Source organism: Paenibacillus vietnamensis (assembly GCF_020169515.1).
In the GTDB taxonomy this organism is placed as follows: domain Bacteria; phylum Bacillota; class Bacilli; order Paenibacillales; family Paenibacillaceae; genus Pristimantibacillus; species Pristimantibacillus vietnamensis.
In genome coordinates this window covers 959,923-982,176 of sequence record NZ_JAHMHW010000001.1, presented here as the reverse complement: position 1 = coordinate 982,176, position 22,254 = coordinate 959,923, and the positions used below count along the sequence as shown (strand labels likewise).

Here is a 22,254-nt window from a genome sequence, read left to right as displayed (position 1 = left end):
CGGATTCGTATGTGCTGCTTAGTCGCCGTTATTCGATTTTGTCAAGAAAATCGGCTTGGAATTTCTGCTGCGCATCCGCTAGAAGCTTGCGGTAGTCCGCATTTTTGTCCGTAAACACTTCCTGAATGATATTGGTCATTTCCGCATAAAAATCCTGGGCGTAGAAAGGCGGCTCCGGCATGGCGTTTGTCGAGAAGCTTGACAGGAACGCCGGATCGTATTTGTATACAACGCCGGGATATTTGTCATACATGGCCTGCACTTTTTGGCCGTATTCGGAGTTTTGCTCATAGTACATAATGCTTGACGGGATGTGCATTTGATTGTTTGCCTGACGCTCCTGCACCGTCTTCTCCTCGGCTGCGATGCCGCTGTCCTGAAAGAAGTCGAACACGATATAGTTGAAAGCCATCTCCTGCTCTTCCTTGGAAATCTTCGGATTGATGACAAAGTAGTTTCCGCCGGTAATGGCGTAATTAGGCTTTCCTTTCTCTATCGAAGGAAGCGGATAGATCCGCACATCGTCCGGACTCATGCCGCCGTCGTTGATCGCCGTGTTCAGAGAACCGGCATGGAGGATAATGCCCAGCCGTCCCTGCTTGTACAGGGCGGATAGATCAGGATTCGCCAAATTCCAATCCCCCGGCAGTACATTCGCATCCCAGCGGAGATTTCTATAAAACTTCATCGCCGTCGCCGCCGCTTCTGAATTAAACGTTGCCGTAGCTTTCCCGTCTTGCACGGCTTCGACAAACTCTCCCGACTGATACAGGAAGTTGGTGAAATTCCAGCCTGCAGCGTTCGTTTTGGCGGCAACCGCAAATCCCGCAATCCCTTTGGCCGGATCGTTCACTTTTTTGGCGGCTTCCAACAGTTCGTTCCAGGTCCAGTCAAGCGGAGGAAGCGGAACGTTCTTTTCTTTGAACAGCTTGGCGTTGACCCCTATGCTCATTACATATCCATCGGTAGGTACGGCATATACCTTGTCATCGATTTTGAAGATATCAAACAACGAACGGTTGAACTGATCGGCATATTCGTACTTGTTCATAAATTCCGTAATATCCGCAGCGTAACCTTTCTCCGTCAGCACTTTGGCTTCCGTCGCATACGTATTGTAGTAAGAAGGCGCTTCGTTCGCAGCCATCTTCACCGCTAACGTGGCGGCTCCGCCTTCACTGTACAACCAGTCCGAGGTCTTGAACTCGACATTCGGATATTTCTCCTTGAAGCGTTTCATCTTGTCGTCGGCAGCTTTGCGTTCGGCTTCCTTATCCGGCTTCGGGTACGGGATTGTCAGCGTAATCTTCTGCTGCGTCTTATCCGTTTCGACCGGCTTATCGGACGCCGTTCCGGGCTCCGGACTTTGATTTGCTCCCGGCGTTTCCTCTGTGCTGCATCCGGTCAACACAAGGATCAACGATAGGCATGCGGCAAGCGCCATTTTTATGAAATTCCTTTTTACCATAAAAATACCCCTTTCTAATGGTGTGAAGGTTCCACTCGACACTCATTATAAGGGGCGGGACAGGGATTAAACGTTTTGATTTTTTGGAATTACCTTATTCGTTTTTTGGATTTAAGTCAGAACGGTGCTTTTGCAAGTCCTGCATCATCGCTTCGCGCACCGCAAGGCCGTTATGCGTCGTATCGTGAGTTTTCACATATTCGGCCCATCCCTCATCGTCAAGTCCGGCCTTGCCATAGATGAACATCGCCGCCATCTGCTCCCGATATTTTTTCAAATCATCGATCGGGAGCGGACGCTCCGCAGCAATGCCCAGCCCGTACAGCGTTCCGGCGTTTCCGGTATATAACAGCATCTTGCGCATAATCGCCGCTTCCCCGGCGTCCGGAAACAGCTTAAGCAGCATGTCCGGCCTCCGGATCGGATTTTCGCCCGCTATGTTATATACATTCAAATAATCCGCCGATTCGCGTTTGTGTCCCTCTGTGAGAAGCTTCTCCCCGCCGGGGCCGTTCATCCAGTTGATCAGCTCCAGCACTTTGGCCAGCTTGACAGGATCCCGGGCCGCCTTAATGCTGATGCCGATGGCGGTGGAGTTGACGATTTTGGGTCCGTGGGTACCTTTGCCTGCCGGACCGGCAATCGGCTCCATATAAATGACTTCCGCACTCGGATCGTTCTTTTTTAACTCGGCAATCAGCTCCTTCGGATATCCCGTGCTGTGGAAAATGCCGACTTGTCCTTGTTTGATTTTCTGCTCCTTGCGGTTCAAATCGTTGGTGATAAGATCCGGGTCGAGCGCCCCCTTCTCCATCAGCCCGCGCATATAGACGAGGTAAGAGCGATATTCCGGGCTGGTCCAGCCGCCCCGAACGGAACCGTCGGGAGCCAAATTTTCGTCCATGCCGGGTGCCCCTATGAAAGCCGACGTCAGCTCCCAGAAATCCTGGCAGCTCATACATCCTCCGCCCCCCGATGTAAAACCGTATGTATCACGTTTGCCGTTGCCGTCGGGATCGCTGACAGCAAAAGCGATCGCCGTTTCGGCAAACTGCTCCGTCGTACGGGGAACGGGCAAACCAAGCTTATCCAGCCAATCCTTACGGATAAACATGCCTTCCAACAGAAGGGGGGGCCGATTCGGAATGCCGTAATAGACGCCGTTTTCGTCCGCAATATTCTGCAGCAGGGAGCGGGTCAAATAATCAAGATTTGCAGGATAGTTCCTTTCATTTACAATATTATTAAGCGGTGCCAGCCAGCCCTCGGTGCGCGCGCTGCGGTAATCCATCATATTGAAAAAATAAACCAGATCCGGATAATCGCCTGCAGCGATGCGAGATCCCATCTTCGACCTCCAATCGTTGGAACGGCCGGTCGAAAACGTAAGCCTGAGGTCAATCCTCAGCTCCGAGCGGATCGCCTGAAGCACCGGGTCCTGATCCGGCTTCGGAAACACCACATCCGAAGGATACCATCTTTCCACCTCAAGCGGGACAAGCGTCCGGGAGGGCTCGGATATTCCCATGCAGCCTGTGCACGCAAGGAGCAGCGCAACGGCCAGCGCTTGTTTGAGTCTGTCCATAACGGTACAACCTCCTCGTTCCATCATCATACCAAAAGATTCAAAACAAGATCACAAGATTTCGAAAAAAAGCAAGCGTTCGCATATAGTATTGTATTAAAAGGAGACGAAGCCCATGAAGAGAATGTTCCGGTACGGTTTGCGGGAAAAAATATTTATCCTGACCTTCCTTTCGACGCTCGGGCTGCTGCTTCTGCTTGGATATATATCGCAACGGATTATTATCGACCAGTTCTCCGAACAGCAAACGAAATATACGTCCCAATTGCTCGGCCGCACGGAAGCGCTGCTTAATCAGTTTGCCAAAAATATTCATGGCAACCTGCTTGTGCTGTCCAGAGATGCCAGGCTGCTGTCGGACCGCGAGGAGGATATACAGGCGCTGCTGGAGAGCTACAAGCTGTATTGGTCGCCTGATGTGCGAAATCTGTATATCATCAAACCCGATCACGAAATTGTCGGGTCCTCCTCCTTTTTGTGGAGCATTCGGGGACATTCCCGCGCCGGCGAATTGTTTCACGCGGCCAACCAAACGCCCGGCATATTCATATCGGAGCCCTATGTGTCCGAGGTTTCGGACTACACCGTCACGCTTGCAACGGCCATCGCTCATTCCGAAGGTAACCTTGTCCTCGCCCTGGATGTCGATCTGCAGAGCATCCTCAGCTCCTATGGCGTATGGGACGCGACAACGGAAAAGGAACTGCTCGTTCTCAGTGCCGGCAATGTTCCCGTCTCCGTACAAAACCGCTATGTCCAATACGACGTGTACAGCAAAACGTACAGCATTCACAATCTCCCGCTGGACCGCCTGCTCTCCTCTAATTCCAAAGAATGGAATATGTCTGATGATCAGGGCAACGGGATTATCGTGACGATGCAAAAAAACAACCGTTGGAATTGGAAAATATTATCTATCGTACAGACCGAAAGCTATTATCGTTTTTTGGACGATTTGAAGCGGTATGCCTTTGTTATCGCCTTCCTTGGCATTGCGCTGTCCGCCGTTATTTCCTTCTATGTGACGCGCTATATCGCGGGGCCGGTCGCTCTGCTGGTAAAGCAAATGGGCAGGGTCAGCGCCGGCAATTTCCATACGCGCGTGCTGATGAACACAACGGATGAATTCGGCGTACTTGCCCAAAGCTTCAACACGATGGTGTATAAAATTCGTGATCTGATGGACAATCTCGTGCAGACGGAAACGTCGAAGAAGCATTACGAGCTCAAAGTGCTGCAAGCGCAAATTCAGCCTCATTTTTTGTACAATACGCTTAATTCGATCAGCTATCTGGCCAAGCGGGGACAAAGCGACGAAGTAGACCGGATGATCGTCAGCCTGATCAACTTGATGCATTTTCACCTGGACAAAGTGGATGAGCTTGTTCCGCTTGGCGAAGAGCTGGAAGGAGTCAAACATTACGCCTACCTGCTGGGAGTTCGATTTCCCGGACGGTTCACGGTGGAGATCGAGGTGGATGAGGCGCTGGCTGATTTCCGTATACCGAAGCTTACCTTGCAGCCGCTGGTCGAAAACGCGATTTTTCACGGCATTTTGCCTGCGGAAACCGCAGGAACCGTCGTCATTGTCGGAATGCTCCGGCAAGGCGGGCAGGTCGTCGACATCGAGGTGGCCGATGACGGAATCGGCATGAGCCGGGAGCAAGCCGAAGCGCTGTCCGTTCATTCCTCCTCGCACTCCTCCACCTCCTCGAGCCGCAGCTACTATCACATGGGTGTGCGCAACGTCCATGAACGGCTGCGATTGTACTTTGGGAGCGAAGCCTCCCTGCATATCAACAGCACGCCGGGAGAAGGCACCGCCATCCGGTTGACGATTCCCCATTACCCCTATCAAAAGGAGCGATAGCAATGAGCAGCACCACAAATCCGGCGCACTTGCGCGTTCTGATTGTAGATGACGAATATATGGTCGTCCAAACGTTATGCACCGAAATCGACTGGGCCTCCTGCGGGATGGAGGTTGTGGCCACCTCCGAGAACGGACAGCAGGCTCTGGAGAAATGCGCTGTTTACAAACCCGATTTGATCGTCACGGATATTACGATGCCGGTCATGGACGGACTTGCGTTAATGGAAACGGTGGGCCATGATTTCCCGGGAATCCGTTTTATTATTCTGACGGCGCACAAGGAATTCGGTTATGCGCAGCATGCCGTTGCGCTTGGCGCCCTTGATTACCTGGTGAAGGCTCCAATGAACAAGCCTGATATAGAAGCGACCCTCCATAAAGCCAGGATTCGGATTAACGCCGAGAAAGAGGCGCAAACCCGCATGAACGACGCCAACCGCCTGCAATTGACGCATCGCTGGGAAATCCGCAAACGGGCCATGGAAGATTTAATGCGCGGTCAGCAGCATTCCAATCCGTTCTGGATGAATGCGCTGGATAGTGTTTACGCAGACCCTAACATACAAGTCAGGATGGGGTATGTCGGCTTGATCAACCGCTGCCGCTTTTTGGCCAAATATCCGGAACGGGATGTTTCGCTTGTCGACTTCGCCTTTCATCAGGCGGTGTACGAAATTGCCGGCGAACTGACAGCCGCGGAGGTGTTTCCGGCCGGCCAGGCATGCGAATGCTGGGTGATGCTGGCTATTCCCGATCATAAAAGCAAATCCCGTTCGGAAGGCCTGCTGCAGCATTTCATCCGGCGGCTTGCACAATGGATGTCCAAATATTTGGATGTCCCCACCGTCTGCGGTTTCAGTGACGCTTCCGGCGATCCCGATCAGCTGTCCGTGCTTGCCAAAGCGGCCAGGGACGCCTCGGGTGTTGTCTTCTACACCGAACACCGGACCTGTTACTTTCCGCATGATTACAAGCAATATGTGACGCACCGTATCCCCGAGTCCGAATGGAAACATCTGGCGGAACGTGTGCTTCCTTATTGGTCGTCGGTTGATACCGGCGCCCGTATGAACGGAATGGGTATTTTGCGTGACTGGACTCTTGCCATGCATCCGTCCCCTGCCGTTCTGAAGCGGCGCACCGTCGTCATGATGGAGGATGCGAATCTCCCGCTGTCGCGTAAGGACTTCCAGCTGCTTGAGGATACATGCCATTCAGCCGATTGGTTCGAGACGGTAGAGGACATATTGCTCCGATCGCGTTCAGATCACCAGCACAATAAGCTTGGGTCCCAGCACGCCGAAATTCGAAAAGCGATCGAATACATTTACGAAAATTTGTCGGAAACGATCACGCTGGCCACTGTTGCCGACCATATCCATATGAACGCCAGCTACTTGAGCCATCTGTTCAAGCAGGAAACAGGCAATAACTTCCTGGACTTTGTCACGCTGAAGCGAATTGAGAAAGCCAAACAATTGCTGACGGATAAGCAGTTGAAAAATTACGAGCTGGCGGAACGTGTCGGTTTTACAAACTACCCCCATTTCTGTACCGTATTTAAACGGATGACGGGAATGACCCCCAATGAATACCGTAAGGGCTTGCGTACGTAGCGCAGGCCCTTGGCTTTTGCCGCCAGGGGACGGTAATAGTAGTTTGCTTGTCAGGGCAGGCGCAGATTGGCGGAATACAGCTCGCGGTATACGCTTGGCGTCATTCCCGTCTCTTTCTTAAAGGTACTGCAAAAATGGGAAATATCCTGGAACCCCGACAGCTCGCAGATGTCCATCACGTTCAACCCCGTTGCCGTCAGCAGCTCCTTCGCTTTGTTGATCCGGCACGTCACCAAATAACGGTTCACCGTCAGGCCGGTCGTCCGCTTAAACAATTGCGACAAGTGGGATCTGGAAATATGAAAAGCAGCGCATAAATGCTCCAGCTTAATCTCCTTTTCAAAGTGTTCGGATATATAGATGAGTATGCGTTCAGCAATGCCGGTCATCTCATCCGACATTTTTCGTCCTCCCGTTTCCGGAGCCTCCTTTTCCCGTTCGAGCTCGGTTAGCGCCAGAACGAGCTTGGCCTGCACCGCCGTGTTTTTTAAAGCCAGCTCCATCGTCAGCTCGCCGGCCAAGGTGCGGAATATTTCCTGAAGCCTGACCGCGGAACCCGGTCCAAGCTGAAGCATCCGGCATTCGGGAGTTTTGCCGCCCGGCATCGCGTCACGATAAGCGGCTGCCAGTTCGGAATGCGCTTCAAGCATACGATACATATAATTTTGCGAAACGGACACGACCCATCGATCCAGACGGTGCCCCTCCTTCTGTCGCGGCGCGTGGCGGATATGCGGCGGAATCAGGAAAACCGTGCCGGGACGAAGAGGCATCATCCGATCCTGAACGACAAATATACCTGTGCCCGAGGTGCAAAAATACAGCTCAAACCCTTCATGAGAATGAACATGCCGCTGCTCGATCGGTTTATCCCGAAATTGACAATGGACAGGATAAACGGCCAGCATTTGATTGGTCCGATCATCTGTTTGTATCATAAGCAATTCTCTCCTCTCTATTTCGGCTTGCTGCCGGATCGGCAGACCATTATGGACGATACCCCAACCATTCCGGTAAATTCCCCTAGCCCGCGCAGCCGCGGCACGTTTATTTTTATTATAGGCACGACATAAAAATGCGGGAGGAAAATAGGATGAACGAAGCGGCTCAAGAACAGTTCAATAAGTTATTGGCAAGCAAGGCGGATGCTGTTTACCGTTATATGGTGTTGGACCACACGGGAAATTGGGCCATGGACATGAACGCCTGGGACTGGGTGCCCGGAGTCGGCGCCGCATCGATCCTGACCTATTACAAGGCAACCGGTAACGAAGCGGTCAAATATCAGCTCCTGGATTGGGTAGACCGGAACAAATCCAAAGCGTTTCAAGTCCGGGTCGTCAACTCGATGGCGCCGTTTGCGATTTTCCCCGATTTGCACAGGCTGACCGGAGAACGTCTGTACCTCGATCAGGCGATCGAAATCGCCGATTGGATGATTGAGCAAGCGCCGCGAGCCGGAGAAGGCGCTTTCGAGCACACGTTCACCGAAGACGACGCATCGTACCCGAAGCAGATATGGGCCGATACGATTTATATGGCCGTTCTGTTTCTGTCCCGCATCGCGGCCCTGACCGGCAACAAAACGTATGCATACGAAGCGCTGCATCAGTTGGACGTCCATTTCAAGGCGCTGCAGGACCCGGAGACGGGAGTTCTCTATCACGGCTGGGATACCGTCAACCGGAACCATATGTCGGGAGCCAAATGGGCCCGCGCCAACGCTTGGGTCGCGCTTGCCGCGCCGCTGATTATCGAACAGGTGCGGGACGTTGTCAGTGTACCCCAAGAAATCTTCGACGCATATGGCAAACTTATGCGTGGTCTGATCGGTTTCCGTGCCGCAGACGGCTTATGGCACACCGTGCTGGACCGTCCAGATTTCTATAAAGAAGCTTCGGGAAGTGCCGGCATCGCGGCCGGTCTCTACCATGGCGTACGAATCGGCTGCCTGGAGCCTACCGCTGCGGACGGAAATCAGCTCACCTTACAGTCCCTGATCTCCCTGATTAATCTTAGCGGTGCCGTCCGTCAAGTATCGACCGGAACGCCCGTCATGCCTACCCTGGAAGCTTACAACCGGATCGAACTGACGCCGACGCTTTATGGGCAAGGGCTGATGCTGGAACTGCTGTCCGCGTATTTGCCGGGTCAACAATAAGTATGCAAACAGTGCCGCTGCCGGGCAGCGGCACTGTTGCTGTATGCTGCATTTCTTGCCGACTTAGCGATGGAAGCCTGTATATATGCCGAATTGTTTCACTATAAACGTCAGTTCGCCGGTTTCGGTATTATAGGAGCTATCCTTCACAAGCTTCAGCTCGGCCTTGCCTCCGCTGCCGCGTCTGATATTGTACATGACGAGCCGGCCCGGCTGTTCCCCAGGTTGCAGGGTATAAGGAACCGCAATGTTTATCGGAGCCTTTCCGGCTAAATTGCCCGTTTCTTTTCCGTCTACCGAGAATTGGAACTGGTAAACGGGTTTGTTCTGAAGCCGGTCTTGCAACGGATCCTCTAGCTGCTCCGGATCCAGCATCTCGATCGAAAGCTCCAGCTGCTGCGACTTTGTTTTAATGGCGTTTCGGAGAGAATCGATCGCAATCGACGGCTTAGCCATGCCGCTCACGATTTCAAGCTTCCCGACCTCCCGGGCTTTCGCCGACCGGAGCGGCTGGGCAGGCATTTTTACGATCAGACGCGCCGCTCCATCCGTCTCCGGGATGTTGATCACAACCGGTGACCGGTTGCGTCCCGCGCCTTCAATGGCCTTCTCCAACACTGCCCTGCTCACCTCTGCGATCAACGCTCCGTTCGTACCGATTGTCGGCTTGGGCAGCTGGATGATGCCGGTTTCCCCCGGATCGGGGGAAACCTCTACGTTTATCATCGTAAAGCTGTCGTACAAACCGGGGTTTTTCGAATCCGCCAGCCCCAAGGTCCACTGGAGGAAATTGTCCCTTCCGTTCTGGAAGTCCGCGTCGTTAATGGCGAAGTTTATGCCGATTACCCGATCCAACTGCGGCTGCAAATCATGAATCATCGTTTTCGGAATGCGGATTTCATAAAACGTTTTTTTGCTGTTTTCATCCCGTACGGCCTGGAAAGGGACCTGACCCGTGACGTTTCCGTTTGGATTCGGAGAGTTGGATTTGAAAATGATGGTATGGAGTGCTCCCGTGTCGTTCATCGAAAAGCCCCATTCCATATCGTCGCTGCCATACGAGCCGCCCTTGTCGTTTAGCGGATCAAATGAAACTTGCAGCGAATCGTTTTTCCACATGTTCGAAGCGTCCTCGGAATTTTTGTGTATATTGTCGGTTACTTCAACGGCAATGTAATAGTTCTCTTCATCCCATTTCTGATAAGCGACGGCGCTTAAATTAGACTTGTCGTACACTCCGTTGTTATTGCGCGCCGCACCCCGCAAATGGATCGGGTATGCGTCCTTCCAGTCGTCAAGCTCCCCGTCGATAACGATCGTTCCTGCTTTCTGGACGATGGTAAAGTCAAGCAGCGCCTCATTGTCGCTGAACATGTCCTCGCCCGTGCCGCTGTCGATAATTCTGAGCTGGTTACGGTAGCTGTTAAAGTCGTTTATGCTTCCGTAAGTCCATTTGAACGCCCGGGTGATTGTCTGCCCCTGTTGCAGATTCGTGAACGTATCCGTGTCGACCGGCTCAAGCGGCGTTCCGTCAGGTCCCGTCAGTACGACCTTGCCGTTTTTACCGTGCGGCGATATTCCCGTCAATTGGACGGTAACCTCCGTCAGCTGGTCAATCGACTTGGTCACAGGCAAAATCTTGGCTGCAATCGCGTCGTCGACGGTGATTTTGACCACTTTGCTTTCAATAGGCACTCCGTCAACCGTCGTCTCGACCGTTACTTCATAAGTCCCTTTTTCCGCGCTTCCGGGGATTTGGATCGGCACCTGGCGGTCCGTGTAACTGCCGGCTTGCAGCTGCTCCGTCCACTGCATGGATTGTGTCTGTACGTCATCCCAGCCGTCCGGAAGCGTAATGGCAGTGACGACCTCTTGAGCGGCGGCCGAATGATTTGTTAACGATACGTCGAGATTGCTGGTGAAACCTGCTTCCCCGCTCATCAGATAGGATGATACGTACAGCAGAACCGGAATCGGCTTGACCTGCTCCGCGCCGACTATAGCTTCAGCAGCAGCAGCAAACTCTCTCGCCAGAAAATTGTAAACATATGCTTCGGCGAAGTCCCCCCGGCTGTTGTTCGTCCCGGCCAATCTTCCGTAGCGGTTCATGCGCATAACGGCGGCGGTTGACACCGGCATGAGGCCGCTCTGCCCTTTTTTTATTGAGTAAGCGGTTGTTGCGGCCTGGGCTTTATCCGAGAAATCGAGCTCGACCGATTGTATGTCCTCGGAGCCTTTCACCTGAATCAGCGCTTTGGATACCGCTTCCGCGTAGTTGTACAACGCTTCCATGGCCACGTATGCTTTGGCATCGGCAGCTTCTCCTTGTTTGATCTGGGTGGCCAATTCGCTCATCAAAGCGTAAACATCGACAATAGCTTGCTTCAGTCGACCGGCTTTGCCGCCCAACGTATGATGCGCCAGTCCGCCGTCCACGCTGGATTTGATCGCTGCAAGCTGCTGCAGATCGCTTTCGATCGCCGCTCCGTTGTCCGCTGTCTGCATGGCCGTTATTTTAGCTGCAGACTCGGCGTATTTATCGGCCAGCAGCACTTGCGCGGAGCTGTAAACCAGTTCACGGCCTGTGCCGGTGATATACACGGGTGAGCCGGACACGGTAACGTTGACCGTCCCGTTCTGCGTCTGGACCGCGCTTTCGTTGCCGTTGACGTCCTTGACTGTGACCTGGTCCGTCGATACCGGAATCGTGAGCACGGCGGTCGGTGATACGACGGCGGGATTATCCTTATGGCTGACATGCTTCCACGCCACAACAATCGGCTCGTAGTCCTTGATGAAGACATGCGCCTCCACTTGATCGTCGCCCGTATTCAGCCTGCCTGCGTAATGAACCCGGTCCAGCGTTGTCATCAAAGTGTGTACGCCATTGTACGCCAGCTTCGGCCTGCCGTCCGTGTCGGTGATGCCCCAGAATATATCGTAATGACTCTCGTCGCTGCCGTCGTTTTTGTAGTCGTAGTACTCCCATACTTTTACTTGATCGCTGATCATATCGATGAGGAATGATCGGATAATGTAGTCCCGCTGGAACTCCTCCGTCACATTGGGATATCCGGATTTGGCCGTCGGCCACCCGCCCTCCGTAATATAATAATCCTTCCATCCCCCATATTCGTTGACCAGATTTTTGACCCCGTCAATAAAGCTTCTCAGCTTGGTCTCCGGCATCGCGTCATAAATGTAAGGATGATAGGAATAAGCGTCGCTGTAATAGTAAGAGCCGACAGCAAGCTCCCGCGGAAGTACGCTGAGCACGCTTGACGTGTGGTCACCGGCAATCAGTACAGCGTCCGGATCCGCCTTTTTTAACCCGATATAGGCGGCCCGTTGCATGTCTACCAGCTCCTCCGGAATGTAGAAGGAACCTGGATGGAACGTCAGCTCCGGCTCGTTGGGCATTTCCCAATGCCGGATGCTTCCTTTGTAACGGTTCGCGGTCGTCTCGACAAAGTTGGACATCCCCTGCAGCGCTTCCCTGGAGGTGGCCAGATCGTTCTGGTACACCGGATTGGATTTCATGTCCAGCAGCTGAATGCTGTTGAAGCCGAAGCTGCTCAGCTTGTTCAGATAGACATCAAATTCGCTGAAGTCGTATACCCCTTTTGCCTTTTCGATCGCCTGCCAGATCATATGGCTCCGGTGATGCCTCGCACCGGCCTTGCGCATGCCGTCGATAATATCGTCCCGCCAGTTCAGGCTGTAATGGGTGTTGAAGCCGAACTTGCTCTCCATATCCAGGTCAATCGCCGCAACATCCGCATGTTTGTCAACTACGGAAAATCTCATCCGTTTTGTTTTATCCGCAATTTTAATATCATCTACAAAAAAATCCGCGACAATCTCGTACGTGCCCGTCGTCTGCAGCGGAGGATCAAACAACAACGTGTCCGTTGCGGATTCATATGGATTGAGCGTATAGCTTTTGCTGCCGGAACGGAGCAGCTCCTTTTCTCCTTGGGCGTTGTATACGTTGTAATCGACCTTGTAGACGTGTCCTTCATCCTTGCTGTCGATCGTAATGTCCAGTCCCGGGGTTTGGATAGACGAATAAATGCCTGAATAATCCCCTGCGGGTTGGATCTTGTATATATAGGGAACGGCAAGCTTCTCGACGCTGAAATCGTCAATATACAGATCGATACCGATGACGGTGCCGAATTCCAAATATCCTTTGAGCAGATTTTCCGCATCCGCGTCATCGGCTTCCATCACCACCAGGCCGTCAATCAGCAGGCGATGGGTAATCCCCGACACCTGAAGCTCGTAGTCATGCCAGGTGTTCTCCAGAGAATTGATGTAATTGGCGACGTAATAGTTGCCGCCCAGGGTCGTTTTGCGCATAATAAAATATTTGCTGTTATGGCTTCCCCATTCCAGGGAGTTGTTGTTATTGGCATCCTGCGCTCTGTATCTCATTCTCCAAATATTCAAATATTCATTGCCGACTTTGGCATATTTGGCTTTGAACTTGATCGTAAAGCTGTCGATGCTGCCGTATGCGGGATCGGATAACCTGGCGGTTAAATTGGCCAATCCCGGCGCTCCGGGCATATGCAAAGCCTGGTTACCGTCCCCGAGGTCGACCACCTTGATCCGAGACGGATCGCTGAACGTCCATCCTGCGGGAATCGTTCCCGGAGCCTGCTCGTCAAAGCTGTTAAAGTAGCTTTCGAAAGGATGAACGTTTATCGTTACAGTTCCGGATTCCGGATAACGGGCATGCCTGCCTTCCGCGTCGGAGGCCTCGATATAATAGCTTATTGTGCTTGTCGAATTGGAGCCCGGCACCACATGCTTCAACAGCTTGCCGGGTTCTTCGGTAAGAACCGCCTCTTGATAGGCACGATTGCCGTATCTGTAATACAAAATCCCGCTGACCGGCGAACCCGTCTCGCTTACTGCAAACTGCAACGGCACATCCTTGTAATAATACGTTTCCGTTATGGGAGTATGCGCGATCGTCAAGGGGACTTCGTCGGTCGTCACCGTTACCGGATTACTCGGTTCGGACACCTGTCCAACGGCATCTCTTGCTTTCACAACGAACTGATAGGCCGTTGCAGGCAACAGGCCGACGGCGGAGTAGTCGTGCACATTGCCGGCAACCGTTGTCAGCAGCATATCGTTCTTATAGATCTCGTAGCCGGTAACGCCTACATTGTCGGATGCCGGCTGCCAGCTCAGCGCGGCGGACGTCGACGACTGGCCGGTGACGGTCAGATTGCCGGGTGCCGTCGGCGGTGTCAGATCCGTGGTGACAAGCGTCGTGACGACCGCCTCGCCGCTGTAAGGTGAGGCATTGCCGGCTATATCCAAAGCTCTGACCGTGAAGCTGTAAGAGGTCTCCGGTGCCAAACCGCCAGCTGTGTAGCCGGACGCGGCGCCAGGCACGGTATCTGTCAGGACACCGTTTTTCCAAATTTCGTAGCCGTCGATTCCGATATTGTCCACAGCGGGATCCCAATCAAGCCGGGCGCTAATATCCGTAATCTCGCTTGCAGTCAAATTGGCCGGCGCGGCAGGAGGCTCTATATCGTGTTCGTAGATGCGCACTTGATCCAGCCAAACATTGGTGGTCGCACTGGATGAAAGCGCCTTCAATCCGAAGCCTGCGCCGCCCGCCGGCACGCTGCTGTCCGTATAATTCGCAACCTGCTGATGATCGATATAAAGGGTGAATGCATTGCCGACGACTGCAAGCTTATATGCCTTCCAATCGTCCAGCACTCCGACTGCGGCCGTTATATCCACGCTGCTTCCGACCGCCTGCGTGCCCAGCGGCTGCTGCTTCCAACAGCTCACCCATACTTTTCCTGTAGTCGTATCTTTCCTGAATTCCAGAAAATAAAAATTGAAAGCGTCGGCATAACGGAAATAGGTTCGATAACGGTCATCGGATTTTGCCCAATACTCTACAATATAGTCGGTGCTTGTTCTGGGCATCTGAGCGGCTTTGACAATAGCTGTCTTGGGCGTGACGGACGCGTTTCCTCTAAGCACTTGCGAGTTTCGGGACGTATCCGTCACTTGCGTCCACCGCGCTGGATCGCCGATGTCCCATTTGTCGGACAAGCCGCCTTCAAAGTCGTCAAAAAAATAAAGTGTTCCGGATGCATAGGTATTGCTTACATGAACAGCAGGCAGCAGGGCGAACAGCATGGCCGTAATCAGTATCGAGCTGATTAGCCTTCGGATTTTCATTCGTTTTCCCCCTAGGTTATGATTGGCAAAAAATGTTCACTTACGATGCGCTATCGCAATCATGTTGTAAGCATACCAAAACTGGCTTGTCCGAAAACTTCATCATTTTTGGGGATCTTTATATTTTTTACAGATCATACCGTCTTGACGAAATTTTGGTCGGAACGCGCATTCGAATGGGTCTTTTAACCCGAAAAAAGAGCACGGCTGGAGCGGCGCCATCATGCGGCCGCTTCTTTCCGTACTCACAATAAAAGAGAAAGGTATGGTCTATCCCCTTATTTGTCTTTATTTTAATCGTATAAGCTGTCTATTCTTTACCTCATACACCTGATCGGCTACACTCTCGAGCAGACGGGCATCATGCGATATAAATACGATGGTGCCTGCGTATTTACGCATCATGTTTTCAAGCGCTTCTACAGCGGGAATGTCCAGAAAGTTGCTCGGTTCATCCATAAGCAGGATGTTGTAGCGCCCCAGCAGCAATTTGGCCAGCTGGAGCTTGATCATCTCACCGCCGCTTAATACCGATAGCTCTTTGCGAACATCTTGATGCGTGAAACCCATGGACGCAAGTACCGCTCGAATGTCCGAAACGGGGTATTCGCAGTTTTCCTGCATATATGCCATCATGTTCTGATTGTGATCGAGCTTGTAACCGGTTTGGACAAAATAGCCGATTTCCGCTTTGGGCGATAACGTAATACCGTGCTCACGATCGCTAATCATGTTGAACAATGTGGTTTTTCCAGCTCCGTTTGTACCGGTTATCGCAATCTTGCCCCCGAGTGGGAACTGGAATGACACATTGTCGAAAATCACCTTGTCTCCGAAACGTTTGTTAATCCCGTTTCCTGTAATCGGAAATGGATTGTGCAATTCCAGCGTTTTGCTCTGCCGAAACTGAACGTTTCGTATGGATTCAGGCGCGGTAACTTTGCCTAGTGCTTCGATTCGCCGTTCCATATTTTTGGCTGCGTTATGAAGCTTCCTCTGCTTGCTGCCCTGAGATTTTTGATGGCCGAGGCGTCCGCCGCTTTCCGTACTGTTTTTTTTGTCTGCTTTCTTTTCCTTCTGGTCAAGCTTCCGAGCCTGGTTTTTCTTCTCCTCAATAGCCAGTTCCAGCCGATCTCGTTCCGCCGCGTATTGTTTAAATTGGGAAACCTGACTTTTTCGTTCCTCTTCCTTCTGGGCGAAATAATCCGTATAGCTCCCCCAATATTCGGTGATCCTCCCATCCTTCAGCTCCCAGATCTTATCAACTACTTGGTCCAAGAAATATCGATCATGACTGATGATGAGCAGGGCTCCGGTATAATGCTTAAGGCGATTTACAAGGAAGTCTATGCCTTCGCGGTCCAGATGGCATGTCGGTTCGTCGGCAAAAATGCCGTGCACCTCTCCTGACAGCGCTTGAGCTATTTTTAGCCGCGTCTCTTCCCCGCCGCTCATCGTATCCGCTTGTACCCGGTTGACGCCTAATTTGCACGCTATGGCATAATCTTGCATTCCTTTATCGTTCGCTTCTTCCAACTGAGGGATATAGGTAAACGTCCCTTCTCTGTCGATCTTGCCACTCTGCAGTGGGATTTCACCCAGTAATGCTTTAAGCAGCGTGCTCTTTCCGGCTCCGTTCGCACCAACCAGACCGATCCGGTCGTAATCATACAATTCCAGCTGGCCGATATCGAGGACATCACGTCCCAAATATTCCACATAAATATCTTTTGCTTTTATCAATAACATGAATGATCCTCCTTCATAAATCGCAGAATTGTCCCTATCGCAGGCTGACCTGCGATTTGCGAAGGGAGGATCAGGTAAAGAAGTACCAGTGTATGCTGCGCATCGTCATTGCTCCTTTCTCTTTCTTATTGGATACAATAAAAAATGCAGACCCATGTCCACATGCGGGCTTGGGTCTGCATAAAATACGCGTCAGAACAGCACGAAACAAGGCATAGAAAAAAGCCGATTGGATCGCGTTCGATGTTCTCATGCGTAAAAATAAGCAAGTCAAAAAAAGCCCACCATAGTGGTGAAATCCGCTTTTTTGTCGAGTACTTACCTTAAACGCATAGAGTGAACCATTGATCGCAATCCTCCTCATCTTTAGTAGTCGTATCTTACCATCGACGATTGATAGTGTCAATTCCATCGACATTCCATTGTTGTTCTGCTGTGATAATGTCATCCCATAACTGTTCTGAGATAATGTCACCATGGGACAGGAGACAATCACTTTGAGCAGACAAGAAATGAAAAAGCTAATCGTCGTAGAGAAAATCATGAATGGACATATGACAAACAACGAAGGAGCCATTGCACTAGGGATTACCGCCCGGCAAATCATCCGGTTGAAACGAAAATATGAAGCAGAAGGAGCACAGGGCATCGCTCACAAGAACCGGGGAAGGAAGCCTGCACATGCATTAAGCGAAGAGACCAAGAATCGGACTGCTGCTCTATATGCAGATCAATATCATGGCAGTAACAGTTGTCATTTTGCTGAGTTGCTACAAGAACACGAAAAGATTGAATTGAGCAGTTCCAGCGTGAGGCGCATCTTGATCGCAAAAGGTCTCAAGCAAGCGAAACAACGACGCCGTACGAAAGCTCATCAGCCCCGCCAGCGCAGGTCACAAGCCGGCATGCTGTGGCAGATCGATGCCACTCCTTACGCTTGGCTTGAAGATCGCGCGCCTCGCTTCTCCTTACACGCAGCTATTGATGATGCTACGGGAGAGGTCGTTGGTGCCATTTTCCGGCAAAACGAATGTCGTGAAGGTTATTCACTTGTGATGCAGCAGGGCATTCTGAAATACGGGATACCGCTTGGCCTGTACAGCGATCGACATACGATCTTCCGATCTCCGAATGAGAAGTTAACCATAGAACAAGAACTCGCTGGCGAAACCAGGCCGCTCTCTCATTTTGGTAAAGCAATGGCCGACTTAAACATCGAGCATATTAAGGCTGTCACGCCTCAAGCGAAAGGCCGCGTTGAACGCCTTTGGTTAACCTTACAGGATCGCCTGGTCATTGAACTTCGGCTGCTTGGCATTACCACAATGGAAGCCGCTAACGAGGCATTACCACGTCTCATTCAAAAACATAATCAACAATTCGCTGTTGCACCGCGTTCGGACGAGAGCGCCTATATGCCGCTTCGTAACGACGTAAATCTTGATCATATATTTACGATTCGCGAGTTCAGAATGTTAGGGCAAGGTAACACGCTCTCTTACGCCGGCGTGATTTACACGTTTGAAGAACCATTACCACAGCGCTTGAATGCAAAGACAGTCGTTGAGGTTCGTCAAACCCTTTCGGGGCAGGTGTTCATCTGGCATCGCGAACAGGCACATCTGCTCAAGAAAACAGAAAGAATGAAGCCACAGCAAAAGAAAAAGGCGAGTTCTGCGCCCCAACGCAAACCCGCCAAAGATCATCCGTGGAAAACCACGTTCAACGTTTCTAAGCGTAACACAAAACACAGCACCTTCCAAGATGCGATGTATTCGCAGCACAACCATTATACTGAGGCCTCCTGGTGAAGGGCCCTCCATTTCGAACAAGTGACATTTTCATAGCATAGTTAGGGTGACATTTTCACAGATGATTGACATTCCATCGACATTCCATCGCCATTGAAAAATGCTAATCGTTTATCCCCTTTCCATCAAGGATATGAGGGATATATTTTTCAACCCTTGATTCTCGGGTTTTGGATTGCTTAGGTGCGGAAAAATACAGAATGTATGCTCTTTGCCGTCCCGGCGTCAATGCTTCAAAAGCCGTTTTTAAGTCGGGGATTTCAAAAAATTTATTTTTTAATTCTTCAGGAATGTCGAATTCCGTAGTCTTTTTAAAGTCCACTTGCAAACCGGCTTTCTCGACTTTAACGGCTTCATCAATATAACTTTTCAAGATCAGCTGCATTTCATCAATAGCTTGAACATTGGTGAACCGAATCTGGCGCGCTGCCTGAACGTTTTCCGTTTGCTGGATCAGGATCCCATGGGGATCTTTTAACAAAGCGCCTTTGTGAAACAGAAGCGCGCAGTAGTCTTTAAAACCATGAATCAAAACGATGTTTTTATTGTCAAACGTGTAACAAGGATGCATCCACTTAAAATCCTCGGTCAGCCCGCAGTCAAGAACGATTTCTCTCAACAGCTCGAATTCTTCCTTCCACTGCTTAAGCTTGTTAAAATAAGGATCAATCATAGTATTCCTTTCACCTTTAGTCATGAAGGAGCCCCTTCCTTATTTGTTTTAGGCCAATACCTTCTCAAGCTCGCCGCACCATTTACTCCAGCCATATTTAGCGCCGCCCAGTGCCGCAGCATTTGAAATTCCGGTTTGTTCGAGATGAAGGTTAACCTTTCCGTTTCCTAGATCTTGCAGCGTCCAGGTAACCGTGTGCTTCTCGCCGCTCGCCCAAGTGTAGGAAAGACGGTGTGGTTCCTCCACGATCAGCACTTCGCCTTCAATAATACCATTCCAATATTCGTTCGGCTCCGTACGAAATTGAAAACGGTGTCCTACGACGGGTTCAAAATTATTATCCATCGGCTGACCTGTTTGGATATTGGCCACCCATTTGGCCAGTTTGCCGGAATCGGTTAAAGCGGACCAAAGCTTCTCGATCGATGTCGTGAACTGAAAATCCAGGGATAATGTTAAACTCATGTTTCATCCTCCTCTAATAGTTGGTTCAAGCGCACCATATTTGCATGCCAGAACTTGCTGTAGAAAGCCAGCCAATCTTGTACTTCTCTGAGCGGAGAGGCATTTAGCCTGAATCGCGTTTCTCTGCCGACTTTTCGGTCAAGTACCAGTCCGGCCTCTTTAAGGATAGTCAAATGTTTGGATACCGCCGTCCGGCCCATTTGAAACTGTGACGTTAATTCATGAAGTGGTAATTCCTCTGCCTCTGCCAGCAGACGAATCAGTTGGCGTCTGGTTGGATCTGCAATCGCGTCAAACACATCCCGCAGCTGGTTGTTCTCGCTCACAACACCCTCTCCTAAGCATCATGTTCATTCTCTGATAGGACACCATTTGGTGACATTTTGATTATAAGACACCGTTTGGTGTCGTGTCAATATCGTGTTTTAATTTCCGCTTGAATAATGAATAAAGCCCGCGGCATACGCGGACTTCGATCAATCAATGTTTGTTTCACCGTAACTCATTTTAACCTTAATCGGCGGAATGGGCCGTTTTTATCATCAGCTTTCCGTTCGTGGAACTTCTTGTCTCTACTCCTGACAGTCCCGAGCATTCCCGGAATGCAAACTTGGTGCAGCCCTTACATTTATTTTCGTCAAGCCGGGTCAGGGCGTACCCGATGGCTTGTCCCGTATGCTCGAAAAAATTTTTCCTGCCGATTTGCTCGTAAAGTCCTGTTTTCTTTAAAATGTTTATCGGCTGCTTTCGAATTCCCGAGATAAGCAGTTCCCCACCTTCTCTACGAATACGAATGATGAGGCTCTCCATAACGGCTTCCCCGCTCGTATCCAGGTAAGGAACTTTGCTCATACGCAGAAGGATTACCTTAGATCCAATGCGGATTTCGGCCTCTACCGATTCCTCAAGTGTCTGTGTGGTCGCAAAGAATAAGGGGCCCTCAAGAGTGAACATGCTGATTTGCGGACAATCGGCTCCCTCACGCAATCGGTCCGGAGTTACTTTCTTGCTGATGGAATCCGTTGTGACTTTTTTTACCGAATGAATCGTTTTCATTTGCTTGACAAACAGGATGAAGGAGATAAGCAGTCCGAATATTACGCCGGTCGTTAAGTCCATCAATACAGTTAGCAAAAATGTTGCCAGCATAATGACGGAATCGTACGATTTGGTTTTTAGGATATGGGTAAATTCTTTACGCTCGCTCATGTTCCATGCGACTACCATCAGTATGGGTGCCAGGCTTGCCATCGGAATTTTCGACGCATACGGGGTAAGGAACAGGAGTACGGCCAGAAGGACCAGACTATGCACCAGGCCCGATATAGGCGATACTGCGCCATTTTTAATATTGGTAGCCGTCCTGGCTATTGCTCCAGTGGCTGGAATTCCTCCGAACAGCGGCGTGACCATGTTGGCAATGCCTTGCCCGACGAGCTCGCGATTACTGTTATGCTTGCTTCCGGCCATTCCGTCGGCAACGACGGCGCACAGCAGCGATTCGACCGAGCCAAGCATAGCGATCATGAAGGCCGGAGCCATAAGCTCAAAGACCTTGTTCAACGATAGCTCCGGGATTTGAAACTGCGGCAAAGCACTAGGAATGCCTCCAAACTTTGATCCGATAGTCGCAACTTGGTCAGGATACAGGAAAGCGGCGATTAAAGTCGATGCAAGCAGACCAAGCAGTGCGCCGGGAATTTTTGGCATAAACCTGTTGGCCAGCAGAATCGTCGCTAGACAGATGGCTGCGGTCAGTAAACTGTAAATGTTCACGCTGCCCATCGAAATGTAGATTTCAATCATATTTTCATGAAATAACTCGCGTTTTTTTACTTCGCTCAATCCGAAAAAATCGGAGATCTGCCCTGAAAAAATAATGACTGCGATTCCGGCTGTAAATCCGATTGTAACCGGTTTCGGGAAATATTGAATAACCGCACCTAACCGCAAGATGCCCATTAATAAAATAATAATCCCTGCCATGAATCCGGCAATGAGCAGATTTTCATAGCCGTACTGCATGACGATGGCGAATAATACCGGTATGAAAGCGCCGGTTGGGCCGCTTATGGAGAATCTGGAGCCTCCGAGCAGCGACGTGAGGAAACCGGCAATAATGGCCGTGTATAACCCGTACTCCGGCTTAACGCCTGAGGCAATGGCGAAGGCCAAGGCGAGCGGAATAGCAACGATTCCTACAATGAGACCGGCAGTCAAATCCTTCTGGAGATGGCCGAACGAATAACCTTGAAATCTGCTATCGATCAACACCTTCATATCGCATTCTCCGACTTATACGGTTGGCTGGCCGGCATTTGTTTGTTCGACTCAAAAATCTGCATCAAATTAGAACCTTCGTTACTCATAATTCCCTCCTAATCCAATCTTAGTGACATACCGAAAATCCTGCAGTATGGTTACGTCATTCATTCCTCCTTCCCAAGTTAGAATACATAACACGTACGAGTATACATTTTCTCCCTCAATTTTCCTATAGGAAGGATTGACCAAGTGTTGTAGTCGATTCATTCATTTCCAGAAATTCAGCTATGGATCGCCGTATTAGGTCCATTGGATCAAAAAATGCGGAGTAAACGCGTCCATGTTTTAGGCGAAAATCAGAAGGAT

13 protein-coding genes are annotated in these 22,254 nt (G+C 50.8%); 4 read left to right on the top strand and 9 right to left on the bottom strand.

Annotated features, from left to right (window positions below):
• Positions 1-28: 28 nt before the first annotated feature.
• Together KP806_RS04340 and KP806_RS04335 are read right to left on the bottom strand one after the other, a co-directional pair.
• Entirely contained in the window at positions 29-1,468 is a 1,440-nt protein-coding gene (locus KP806_RS04340) for an ABC transporter substrate-binding protein (RefSeq protein WP_224722305.1), read from the bottom strand.
• Between the two features lie 94 nt (positions 1,469-1,562).
• Entirely contained in the window at positions 1,563-3,053 is a 1,491-nt protein-coding gene (locus KP806_RS04335) for an extracellular solute-binding protein (protein WP_224722304.1), read from the bottom strand.
• A gap of 115 nt (positions 3,054-3,168) precedes the next feature.
• Between KP806_RS04335 and KP806_RS04330 the strand changes: the two genes are divergently transcribed.
• On the top strand, positions 3,169-4,923 hold the full coding sequence (locus KP806_RS04330; protein WP_224722303.1) for a sensor histidine kinase: 1,755 nt from the start codon (positions 3,169-3,171) through the stop codon (positions 4,921-4,923).
• A 2-nt stretch (positions 4,924-4,925) separates the two neighbouring features.
• Positions 4,926-6,542, top strand: coding sequence for a response regulator transcription factor (locus KP806_RS04325; protein WP_224722302.1), 1,617 nt, complete (start codon positions 4,926-4,928; stop codon positions 6,540-6,542).
• A gap of 50 nt (positions 6,543-6,592) precedes the next feature.
• On the opposite strand, the gene KP806_RS04320 is transcribed toward KP806_RS04325, so the two are convergent.
• Positions 6,593-7,480: an AraC family transcriptional regulator gene (locus KP806_RS04320; RefSeq protein ID WP_224722301.1), complete on the bottom strand. Its 888-nt coding sequence runs from the start codon at positions 7,478-7,480 to the stop codon at positions 6,593-6,595.
• A gap of 155 nt (positions 7,481-7,635) precedes the next feature.
• Here KP806_RS04320 and KP806_RS04315 point away from each other — a divergent pair, with 155 nt between their 5' ends.
• Entirely contained in the window at positions 7,636-8,703 is a 1,068-nt protein-coding gene (locus KP806_RS04315; protein ID WP_224722300.1) for a glycoside hydrolase family 88 protein, read from the top strand.
• 63 nt (positions 8,704-8,766) lie between these two features.
• Here the strand turns inward: KP806_RS04315 and KP806_RS04310 are convergent, their stop codons facing one another.
• Both KP806_RS04310 and KP806_RS04305 read right to left on the bottom strand, forming a co-directional pair.
• Positions 8,767-14,925, bottom strand: coding sequence for a fibronectin type III domain-containing protein (locus KP806_RS04310; protein ID WP_224722299.1), 6,159 nt, complete (start codon positions 14,923-14,925; stop codon positions 8,767-8,769).
• 288 nt (positions 14,926-15,213) lie between these two features.
• Positions 15,214-16,674, bottom strand: a complete 1,461-nt coding sequence (locus tag KP806_RS04305) for an Msr family ABC-F type ribosomal protection protein (RefSeq protein ID WP_224722298.1) — start codon at positions 16,672-16,674, stop codon at positions 15,214-15,216.
• A gap of 497 nt (positions 16,675-17,171) precedes the next feature.
• Between KP806_RS04305 and KP806_RS04300 the strand changes: the two genes are divergently transcribed.
• A complete protein-coding gene (locus KP806_RS04300) occupies positions 17,172-18,485 on the top strand; it encodes an ISNCY family transposase (RefSeq protein ID WP_224722297.1) in 1,314 nt (437 codons plus the stop codon).
• 103 nt (positions 18,486-18,588) lie between these two features.
• Here KP806_RS04300 and KP806_RS04295 read toward each other — a convergent pair whose 3' ends face one another.
• The 4 genes from KP806_RS04295 to KP806_RS04280 form a co-directional block, all read right to left on the bottom strand.
• Positions 18,589-19,182: a YdeI/OmpD-associated family protein gene (locus KP806_RS04295; protein ID WP_224722296.1), complete on the bottom strand. Its 594-nt coding sequence runs from the start codon at positions 19,180-19,182 to the stop codon at positions 18,589-18,591.
• Between the two features lie 24 nt (positions 19,183-19,206).
• Positions 19,207-19,623, bottom strand: a complete 417-nt coding sequence (locus KP806_RS04290) for an SRPBCC family protein (protein WP_224722295.1) — start codon at positions 19,621-19,623, stop codon at positions 19,207-19,209.
• On the bottom strand, positions 19,620-19,949 hold the full coding sequence (locus KP806_RS04285) for an ArsR/SmtB family transcription factor (RefSeq protein ID WP_224722294.1): 330 nt from the start codon (positions 19,947-19,949) through the stop codon (positions 19,620-19,622). The genes KP806_RS04290 and KP806_RS04285 overlap by 4 nt, the downstream gene beginning before the upstream one ends.
• A 187-nt stretch (positions 19,950-20,136) precedes the next feature.
• Positions 20,137-21,903: a SulP family inorganic anion transporter gene (locus tag KP806_RS04280; RefSeq protein ID WP_224722293.1), complete on the bottom strand. Its 1,767-nt coding sequence runs from the start codon at positions 21,901-21,903 to the stop codon at positions 20,137-20,139.
• Positions 21,904-22,254: the final 351 nt, after the last annotated feature.